General features: G+C 75.4%; 8 protein-coding genes and 1 riboswitch. Of the genes, 2 read left to right on the top strand and 6 right to left on the bottom strand.

Annotated elements, in window-relative coordinates; genetic code table 11:
• Positions 1–116 precede the first annotated feature (116 nt).
• The 6 genes from ACIBAD_RS37280 to ACIBAD_RS37255 form a co-directional block, all read right to left on the bottom strand.
• Complete coding sequence (locus ACIBAD_RS37280) at positions 117–926, bottom strand: ECF transporter S component (protein ID WP_134075243.1); 810 nt, start codon at positions 924–926, stop codon at positions 117–119.
• Positions 923–2,872: an ABC transporter ATP-binding protein gene (locus ACIBAD_RS37275; protein ID WP_398911475.1), complete on the bottom strand. Its 1,950-nt coding sequence runs from the start codon at positions 2,870–2,872 to the stop codon at positions 923–925. Before ACIBAD_RS37275 ends, ACIBAD_RS37280 begins: the two co-directional genes overlap by 4 nt.
• Positions 2,869–4,269 (bottom strand): energy-coupling factor transporter transmembrane protein EcfT, encoded by a 1,401-nt coding sequence (locus ACIBAD_RS37270; RefSeq protein ID WP_398911473.1) that lies wholly within the window; start codon positions 4,267–4,269, stop codon positions 2,869–2,871. The genes ACIBAD_RS37275 and ACIBAD_RS37270 overlap by 4 nt, the downstream gene beginning before the upstream one ends.
• On the bottom strand, positions 4,266–4,937 hold the full coding sequence (locus ACIBAD_RS37265) for an SCO2322 family protein (RefSeq protein ID WP_398911471.1): 672 nt from the start codon (positions 4,935–4,937) through the stop codon (positions 4,266–4,268). The genes ACIBAD_RS37270 and ACIBAD_RS37265 overlap by 4 nt, the downstream gene beginning before the upstream one ends.
• Positions 4,937–6,184 carry a prenyltransferase/squalene oxidase repeat-containing protein gene (locus ACIBAD_RS37260; protein WP_398911469.1) on the bottom strand — a complete coding sequence of 416 codons (1,248 nt, stop codon included), beginning with the start codon at positions 6,182–6,184 and terminating at the stop codon, positions 4,937–4,939. Before ACIBAD_RS37260 ends, ACIBAD_RS37265 begins: the two co-directional genes overlap by 1 nt.
• A gap of 136 nt (positions 6,185–6,320) precedes the next feature.
• Positions 6,321–6,395, bottom strand: a riboswitch (cobalamin riboswitch).
• A gap of 121 nt (positions 6,396–6,516) precedes the next feature.
• Positions 6,517–7,614, bottom strand: a complete 1,098-nt coding sequence (locus ACIBAD_RS37255; RefSeq protein ID WP_398911478.1) for an MBL fold metallo-hydrolase — start codon at positions 7,612–7,614, stop codon at positions 6,517–6,519.
• Between the two features lie 246 nt (positions 7,615–7,860).
• On the opposite strand from ACIBAD_RS37255, the gene ACIBAD_RS37250 reads away from it, so the two are divergent.
• Positions 7,861–9,324, top strand: coding sequence for an aldehyde dehydrogenase (locus tag ACIBAD_RS37250; protein WP_398911467.1), 1,464 nt, complete (start codon positions 7,861–7,863; stop codon positions 9,322–9,324).
• A 5-nt stretch (positions 9,325–9,329) separates the two neighbouring features.
• A complete protein-coding gene (locus ACIBAD_RS37245) occupies positions 9,330–9,563 on the top strand; it encodes a ferredoxin (RefSeq protein ID WP_134075835.1) in 234 nt (77 codons plus the stop codon).
• The last annotated feature ends 189 nt before the right edge of the window (positions 9,564–9,752 follow it).

Here is a 9,752-nt window from a genome sequence, read left to right as displayed (position 1 = left end):
TACTAGTGCGTGTCGTATGTGACGTGGGTCCTGTGGGGCGGGTCACCGGGAAACGCCCCGAATGTCACTTTCCGTACCGGTTCGCTACGCGAAATGGTGTGTGGTCGGGGCCACTTTCAACGCGAACCGAAGGAAACCGGCACCTCGAACGCCGCTTTCCGCACCGCCCGCCGCAACGCCTTCAGCAGCGTGCCGCCGATCGCGAGGGTCAGTACGACGGTCAGCACGGCCCGGCCCAGGTCCCAGCCCAGCGAGGTCGCCACGCAGTAGGCGGCGAAGCGCGCCAGGTTCGCGGGGACCGGATCCCCGGGGTGGAACGAGATGCCCTGGCCCATGCCCTGCAGGAGCACCCAGCCCTGCAGGTTCATGACCGTGCCGTACGCGAACGAGCCGAGGAACCCGTACGCCGCCAGCATCAGCAGCTCCGCCCGGCCCCGGAGCTGCTCCGCGCCGGGCAGCAGCCCGGCGCCCAGCGAGAACCAGCCCATCGCCAGCATCTGGAACGGCATCCACGGCCCGACCCCGCCCGTGAGCAGGGCGGAGGCGAACATCGTGACCGAGCCGAGGACGAAGCCGAAGCCGGGGCCGAGGACCCGGCCGCTGAGCACCATCAGGAAGAACATCGGCTCCAAGCCGGCCGTGCCCGCGCCCAGCGGCCGCAGGGCCGCCCCGACCGCGGCGAGCACGCCGAGCATCGCCACCGCCTTGGCGTCCATGCCCTGGTCGGCGATGGTCGCGACGACCACGGCGACCAGGAGGGGGAGCAGCCCGGCGAAGAGCCAGGGGGCGTCCTGGGAGTGGGCGAGCCCGGACCGGCGGTCGGCGAGGAGGGGCCAGCCGAACGCCGCGATGCCGATGAGGGTGACGAGGAGCAGCGCGGCGGCGGCGCGGGGGCCGATGCGGAGGGGGCGGGCGGGGCGGGTCACGGTGTGGCCTCGCCCTCGGCCCGCGGTTCGCCCTCGGCCCGCGGTTCGCCCTCGGCCCGCGGTTCGCCTTCGGCCCGCGGTTCGCCTTCGGCTCGGGGTTCGGCCAGGGCCTTTGCCACCTGGGTCACCGTGAGCCAGGGGGCCGGGGCCAGGATCTTGGCCACCTGCGGGGCGAAGGCCGGGGACGAGACGACGACCTCGGCGGTCGGGCCGTCCGCGACGATCTCGCCGCCGGCCAGGACCACGACCCGGTGGGCCAGCTCGGCGGCGAGCTCCACGTCGTGGGTGGCGAGGACGATGGCGTGCCCGTCGGCGGCCAGCGCCCGCAGGATCTCTATCAGACGGGCCTTGGCCGCGTAGTCCAGACCGCGGGTCGGCTCGTCGAGCAGGAGCAGGGCGGGCCGGCCGGTGAGTACGAGCGCCAGGGCCAGGGCCAGGCGCTGGCCCTCCGAGAGGTCCCGGGGGTGGGTGTCGTCGGGGACGTCGGGGAGCAGGGCGGAGACGAGATCCCGGCAGGTGCCGGGGGCCGCGCCGGCGTCGGAGTCGGCGGCGGAGCACTCGGCGGCCACGGTGTCGGCGTAGAGGAGGTCGCGGGGCTCCTGCGGGACGAGGCCGACGCGGCGGACCATCTCCCGCGGGGCGGTGCGGTGGGGGGTGCGGCCGCGGACGGTCACGGTGCCGGTCGTGGGGGCGAGCGTGCCGACGAGGGTGGCGAGGAGGGTGGACTTGCCGGCGCCGTTGCGGCCCATGAGGGCGATGGTCTCGCCGGGCACGACGGAGAGGTCGATGCCGTGGAGGACTTCGGCGCGGCCGCGGCGCAGCGAGAGGGCGGTGACCCGGGCCACCGGCCCCGGGTCACCGCTGCCGACGCGGGGGCCGGTCCTGGTCCCGCTCGCGGCCGCGGTCCCGGCCTTGGTTCCGGTACCGCTTGCGGCGGCGGGCCCGGGCGCCGGCCCGCCCCGGCGGAGCAGGCGGGACAGGCGGCCGCCGCGCGTGGCCTCGTCCCCGCCCCGCCCCTTCCCGAAGCCGGTGGCTGAGCTCTCTCGCCGAGCCGGGGGGACCCCGACCCCCCGCGCGTCGGATGCGGGCTGCGCCGGCTCGGGCGCCGCCCCGGACGGCGCGGGGGGCAGGCCGGACAGGCGGGACAGGAGCGGAGCCGATCGGCGGCGGGCGTCGCGGACCGAGAGGGGAAGGGGGGACCAGCCCGCCAGGCGGCCCAGGGCCACCACCGGGGGATGGACCGGGGAGACGGCCATGATCGAGGACGGGCTGCCGAGGACGGGGGCAGCGCCCGGGGACGGGAGGAGGAGCACCTGGTCCGCGTACTGGACCACCCGCTCCAGGCGGTGCTCCGCCAGCAGGACCGTCGTGCCCAGGTCGTGCACCAGGCGCTGGAGGACCGCGAGCACCTCCTCGGCGGCGGCCGGGTCCAGCGCCGAGGTGGGCTCGTCCAGGACCAGGACCCTCGGATGCGGGGTCAGGACCGAGCCGATCGCCACCCGCTGCTGCTGGCCGCCGGAGAGGGTGGCGAGGGGGCGGTCGCGCAGTTCGTTCAGGCCGAGCAGGTCGAGGGTCTCCTCGACCCGGCGGCGCATGACGGCCGGCGCCAGCCCCAGGGACTCCATGCCGTACGCCAGCTCGTCCTCGACCACGTCCGTCACGAAATGTGCGAGCGGGTCCTGGCCGACCGTGCCCACGACGTCGGCGAGCTCGCGCGGCTTGTGGGTGCGGGTGTCGCGGCCGGCGACGGTGACGCGGCCGCGCAGCGTGCCCCCGGTGAAGTGCGGGACCAGGCCGGAGACGGCACCGAGGAGCGTGGACTTGCCGACGCCCGACGGGCCGACCAGGAGCGTGAGCTCGCCCTCCGGGATCACCAGATCGGCATCGCGGAGGGTGGGCTGCGCGGCGCCGTCGTACGTGACCGACACCTGCTCGAAGCGGATCACTGGGGTGTTTCCTTCGGAAGTGTGGTGGACGGTACGGGCGCCACGAACGCCGGGAGCAGGCCCATCAGGATCCCGGCCGCCGGCCACAGCGGCAGCGTCGGGGCGACCAGGGGGACGACGCCGGGCTGCAGGGCGGCCGGGTCGACGGACCCGGCACGGATCAGGACGGCGGCGACGGCCGCGCCCGACCCGGCGACCAGCCACGCGCGCCACTCCCACCGGTCGGGCCGGTAGCGGGTCCGGATGCTGCGCCGCCCGCCCAGACGCAGGCCCGCGAGCGCCAGGACGAGGCCGATCACGAGGACCGGCAGCCCGTACGCGGCGCCCTCGGCGGCGAGCAGTCCGTACGTGCCGGCGCACATGCCGAGCAGGCCGCCGAGGGTGAGGACGTTGGTGGTGTGCCGGACGGCGGGCGGGACCTGCGCGGTGCGGCCGTAGCCGCGCGCGTCCATGGAGGCGGCGACGGCGACCGAGCGCTCCAGCGCGCCCTCCAGGACGGGCAGGCCGATCTGGAGGACCGCCTTGACGCCGCCGGTGGGGCGGCCGCGCAGGCGGCGGGCGGTCCGCAGGCGGGCGACGTCGGCGACCATGTTCGGCGCGAAGGTCATGGCGACGACGACGGCGACGCCGGCCTCGTAGAGGGCGGCCGGGAGGGACTTCAGCAGCCGGGCCGGGTTGGCGAGGGCGTTGGCGGCGCCGACGCAGACGAGGAGGGCGGCCAGCTTGGCGCCGTCGTAGAAGGCGAAGACGAGCTGCTCGGCGGTGACGCGGCCGCCGAGGCGGATCCCCTGGGCCGCCCAGGCGGGCAGCGGCACCTCGGGGAGGGTGAACAGGACGTGCGCGCCGGGGATCGGGGAGCCGAGCAGCACCGAGAACAGGAGCCGGAGCCCGATGACGAAGAGGCCGAGCTTGAGGAACGCGCCGTAGGACCGGGCCCACGGTGCGGCGGTCCGGCGGGCGGCCACGACGTAGCCGGCCACGCCGACGATCAGGCCGAGGAGCAGCGGATTGGCGGTGCGCGAGGCGGCGGTGGCGAGCCCGAGCGCCCAGAGCCACCAGGCCCCCGCGTGCAGGGCGTTTCCCCGGCGGGCCTGCGGAGCCGCCAGCCGGTGCACCCGGCTCGTCTCGTACGTCGGCCCCGACCCGGGACCATCCGCCCCGGCCCTCCCGGGCCCGCCCGGCGTCACGCCTTCGTCCGCGGGCCGGCGGGTCCGGGCCGTACCCGCACCACCCCCGGCGGCGAGCCGGCCGCCACCCTCCCCGCCCGCTGCGGTGATGCTCCCGACACCGGCCACACCGGCCACACCGGCCACCGCCCGGTCCGCCGGCTCCGCCGGGCGGGGGGAGCCGGACGGGGCGGGGCGGGCCGGGCCGTCGGGGGTGGCGGGGGGTGTCATCGGCGGCGGGACTGCCAGATCGCGGCTGCGGCCAGGGCGGCCACCGCGGCCAGGCCGGCCAGCAGGCCCGTGGACGGGCCGCCGTCCCCGGAATCCGACTGCGCCGAAGGCTGCGGCGCGGGACTCGGCTTCGCACCGGGCTTCTCTTCCGCGTCCGCGATCGGCTCGCCGCAGCCCTGCTTCGGGTAGCCCGACACCGCGCAGAGCAGCGCCGCGCTGTTGTAGCGCAGCGGCTTGGCGGTCTCCGCCAGGGCCTCGGCCGCCGTGGCGTCCGGGGCGACCTGTGCGCAGGCCGTGTGCGGGGCGTCCTGCGGCGGGGCGTCGCCGGTGGGGGCGTCCGCGGGCACGCCGAAGTCGACGACCACCGCGATCCGCTTGCGGCCCTCCACCGCCGGAGTGGACGCGCAGACCGCCGCGAAATCCGCCGCCGCGCGCGGCTTCGCAGCCTCGGCCGCCGCGTCCTGGCTCACCGCGAAGCGGAAGCCGAGCGCAGAGCCGTCCGCCGGGCGGGCCGTCGAGGGGCCCTGCGCGGCGTACTGCCATTGGCCTCCCGCGCCCTCCCAGAACGACCAGTACCGGTAGCCCGCCGCCAGGGCCGGGGAAGACGCCAGCAGGGTGAGGAGGACGCCGAACGCGAGGACGAGCGGGGTCAGGCTGCGGTGGCGCATCAGAGCTGGTTCTTCTTCCGGCGGCCGCTCAGCAGGACGCCGATGCCCATGCCGGCCGCCAGACCCGCGCCCACGATCCACCAGACGTTGGAGTCGTCCTTCGAGTCCGACTCCTTCTTCTCGGGCTCCGCCGCCGCCTCGGAGGTCTGCGGGGCCGGGCCCGTCGCGTTCAGGGCCGTCACCAGGTCCGTGCCGCCGAACGACTTCGGGTCCGTGCCGGTCGCGTGCGCGGCCAGGACCAGGGTGCCGAGGGCCGCGGGGCTGTCCTTGGCCCACTCCGCAGAGTTCGCCTTCAGCCACTCCAGCGCGGCCGCCGCCGACTGCTTGTGCCCGGCCGCGGCCAGGGCGATCACCGCGTCGGCGGTGTTGCCGGTGTCCGCGGTCGGCTGGTCCGCGCCCGGGGTGACGGCCGTGAGGTGGCCGTCCTTCTTCAGCGTCTCGGCCAGGTAGCCGGCCGCGCCCTGGGCCGCGGCCGCCGGGTCGGCGGCGCCCGTCGCCGGGCAGGCCAGAGCGGCGGCGGGGGTGTCCGCGGTGGCGGGGGAGACGACCGCGCCCTGGCCCAGGCCGGCCAGGACGGCGGCGGCCGTGGCGTCGGCGTTGGCCGGGAGCTTGCCGTCCGGCGCGGGCTGGTAGCCGAAGGCGCCGCGGTCGGAGGCCGGCTCGGCGGCGCAGCCCAGCTGGAAGGCCAGCAGGCCCTCGTACGCGGACTTGCCCGCCTTCGACTTCACGTCGGCCGGCTTCTCGCCCGCCACCGCCAGCGCGCTGATCACTATGGAGGTGGAGTTGCCCTCGCTCGGGGTGCCGGGGACGAAGGCCCAGCCGCCGTCCTCGTTCTGGACGGACTTCAGCCAGTCCACGCCCTTCTTCACCGCCGCGTCCCGGCCGCCCAGAGCCTTCAGCGCCTGCACGGCCATCGCGGTGGCGTTCGTGTCGAACATCGTCTTGTCGTCGCAGGCAGCGGCGGCGTCCGCGCGGAAGGAGGCGAAGCCGCCGCTGGCGCACTGCTGGCCGGCGAGCCAGTCGACGGCCTCCTTGGCCGGCTGCACGCCGACCGTGTGCTGGGCCAGCAGCGCGAAGGACTGCCGCCACACGCCGTCGTACGTCGGGTCCTTCTTGCCGAACAGGCCGGACGGGATCACCGGGGCCGGCGGGGTGGAGGGGGAGGGCGCGGCGAGGGCTGCGGGGGCGGCGCCCACGCAGAGCACGGCGGAGGCGGCGAGCGCGGCGGCGCTGCGGCGGACGTTCATGGGGGGCGGGTGCCTCTCGTGCCGGGGAGCAGGAGAGCAGGCCCGCACGGGGCACCGGGCTCCGGCTCCGTGTACCTCGACGGTGCCGGCCGCCGGGGGCTCCGGCGGCGCGAGCCGCGCACCTCGCGTACGGGGCGGTCCGGCTCCCCGCCCGGCAGGGGCCGGGGCGGGTCACGGTTGCGGGTCAGCGCCGGAATCGCACCGGCTTTCCCCCGTACGGAAGGGTGGACGACGGGTCAACTGTACCGGCCCGTAGCAGCCCGGAAGGGTGGCGCCGGCGCGTAGCGCCCCTTACCGGCGAGCCCGCGGCAGTCCGCAGTCGTCCGCCGCCGTCACACTGCGCGGTACGTGACCGGGTCGGTGCCCGGGACCGCCTCCGCCCGGCCCTGTTTCACCAGCCGCCGCAGATGGGCTTCGGCTTCCGAGACGGCGATGTTGCGGGAGCCGTACGGGATCTGCTCCCAGGGCCGGTTCCACTCCATGCGCTCCGCCAGCCGCCACGGGGTCAGCGGCTCGGCCAGCAGCTCCCACAGGCCGGTCAGCCGCTCCTCGTGGTGGCGAAGCAGTTCGCGTACCCGGGCCGGGGCGTCGGTGAAGGCGTACTGGTGCGCCGGGAGCACCTCGGCCGGGTCGAGGCGGCCGATGCGTTCGAGGGAGTCGAGGTAGTCGCCGAGGGGGTCGGTGACCCGGGTGTCCTCCGGGTCCTCGTAGAGGCCGATGTGGGGGGAGATCCCGGGCAGCAGGTGGTCCCCGGAGAAGAGGCGGCCGTTGCCGGGGAGGTTCGCGGGGTGCCGCTCCTCCAGGTGCAGGCAGACGTGGCCGGGGGTGTGCCCCGGGGTCCAGATGGCGCGCAGGCGGCGCCCGGCGAGGGGGAGCAGCTCACCGGGGGCGATCTCCCGGTCGGGGACGGCGGCCCGCAGCCCGGGCAGGGTGCGCAGGCGGCCGCCCGCGCGGGCGGCCCGCAGGGGGGCGATGTGTTCTTCGGGGGCTCCGGCGGCGGCCAGCTTCTCGCTCATGTAGTCGAACCAGACGCCGGGCTCGGCGGAGCGGGTCCGCACGACGACCTCGGTGTCGGCGGCGTGCATGGCGATCCACGCCCCGGAGGCCTCGCGGACCCGGCCGGACAGGCCGTGGTGGTCGGGGTGGTGGTGGGTGATGACCACGCCGTGCACGTCGGAGACGGCGATGCCGAGGGCGCCGAGCCCGGAGACGAGGGTGTCCCAGGACTCCGGGTCGTCCCAGCCGGTGTCGACGAGGACGGGGCCGCGGTCGGTGTCGAGGACGTGGACGAGAGTGTGGCCGAGCGGATTGTCGGGGATCGGGACCTTGATGCCGCGGACGCCGCCGCCGTGGTCGGTGACGTGCGGGGGCGGCGTGGCCCCGGGGCCGGCGGGCGGTGCGGCCCGGGGCGGCGTGTCCTGCGGCGGCATGTCCTGCGGCGGCATGTCCTGCGGCATGAGGGCTCCCTGTCTGCGCTGCGCCCGGCCGCGTCTGCGCCGCCCGGCTCACTCTCACGAGAACGTGTTGCAGTAGTCGCCCAAGTCGACCATCTGCAGCCGGTTCTGACTAGTCGCAACCCCTTGTTGGATCTTCCGGGCCGTTCCGTCCTGGCCGTGGACTCCTAGAACTAGAACTGGTATCAGTTCGGGAACGCCAAGCCGCAGGAGGCAGCAGCCATGACCGAGCTCGTGGAACACGGACACCTGTTCATCGGCGGGGAGTGGACGGATCCGCTGGGCACCGACACGATCGAGATCGTCTCCCCCCACACCGAGCAGGTCATCGGCAGCGTCCCGCACGCCTCCCGCGCGGACGTGGACCGGGCCGTCGCGGTCGCGCGCAAGGCCTTCGACGAGGGGCCCTGGCCCCGGATGTCCCTGGACGAGCGGATCGCCGTCGTCACCCGGATCAAGGACGCGATCGCCGTCCGGCACGAGGAGATCGCCCGGTCGATCAGCTCGCAGAACGGGTCCCCGTACTCCTGGAGCGTCCTCGCCCAGGCGCTCGGCCCGATGATGGTCTACGACGCCGCGATCCAGGTCGCGCGCGCCTACCCGTACGAGGAGCACCGCCAAGGCGTGCTCGGGCCGATCCTGGTGCGCCGGGAGCCGGTGGGCGTGGTCGCGGCCGTCATCCCGTGGAACGTGCCGCAGTTCGTGGCCGCCGCGAAGCTCGCGCCCGCGCTGCTGACGGGGTCGACGGTGATCCTGAAGCCGTCTCCCGAGTCGCCGCTGGACTCCTTCATCCTCGCCGACATCGCCCGCGAGGCAGGGCTGCCGGAGGGCGTCCTGTCGATCCTGCCCGCCGGTCGGGAGGTCAGCGAGTACCTGGTCGGCCATCCCGGCGTCGACAAGGTGGCCTTCACCGGCTCGGTCGCGGCCGGCAAGCGGGTGATGGAGGTAGCCGCCCGCAACCTGGCCCGGGTCACGCTCGAACTCGGCGGCAAGTCCGCCGCCGTGATCCTGCCGGACGCCGACCTGGAGTCCACCATCGCCGGGATCGTCCCGGCCGCATGGATGAACAACGGGCAGGCCTGCGTGGCCCAGACCCGGGTGCTCGCACCGCGCAGCCGGTACGAGGAGGTCGCCGAGGCGCTCGCGGCCGCGGCCGGCGCGCTCGTGGTCGGCGACCCGCTGGACCCGGCGACGCAGCTCGGACCGCTGGTGGCCCGGCGGCAGCAGCAGCGGTCGCTGGACTACATCCGGATCGGCCAGGAGGAGGGCGCGAAGGTCCTGGCGGGCGGCGGCCGCCCGGCGGGGCTGGAGCAGGGCTGGTACGTGGAGCCGACGCTCTTCGGGGACGTGGACAACTCGATGCGGATCGCCCGCGAGGAGATCTTCGGGCCGGTCGTCTGCCTGATCCCGTACGGGGACGAGGCGGAGGCCGTACGGGTCGCCAACGACTCGGAGTTCGGCCTGAGCGGCAGCGTCTGGACGGGAGACGTCGAGCACGGCATCGACTTCGCCCGGCAGGTGCGGACGGGCACCTTCAACGTGAACACCTTCAGCCTGGACATGCTGGGGCCGTTCGGCGGCTACAAGAACAGCGGCGTGGGCAGGGAGTTCGGGCCCGAGGGGCTGAGCGAGTACCTGGAGCACAAGATGATCCACCTGCCGGCGGGCTACGCGGCGGGTGCGTGAGCGCCGTGGGTGACCGCTGGGCGGTCGAGGTGGACCGGAGCGTCTGCATCGGCTCGGGGATGTGCGTGAACCACGCGCCGGAGGGCTTCGCGCTGGACTCGGCGCGCCAGTCGCATCCGCGGGATCCGGAGACGGACGCGAACGAGCCGATCCTGACGGCGGCGGAGGGCTGCCCGGTGGAGGCGATCCTGATCACGCTGGCGGGGACGGGGGAGGCAGTGTTCCCGCCGGAGGAGTAGGGGGCGGGACGGGGGCTTCGGGGGCGGGACTCGCCGACTCGGGGTGCGGCGACCTGACGGGGCCACCGGGAGCAGGACCCGTCGACCCGGGGTTGGTGGTGTGTCCGGGGGCGTCCCGTCAGTCCACTGTCCTTCCGTGTCGGGTCGGTCCGTCAAGGGCGCTCCCTGCGGTCGCGTCGCTTCGCGATG

Origin of the sequence: Streptomyces sp. NPDC051109, from assembly GCF_044455885.1 — a bacterium.
Classification (GTDB): Bacteria; Actinomycetota; Actinomycetes; order Streptomycetales; family Streptomycetaceae; genus Streptomyces.
The sequence above is the reverse complement of the archived record's forward strand: the minus strand, read 5'-3'. Positions and strand labels throughout refer to the sequence as shown.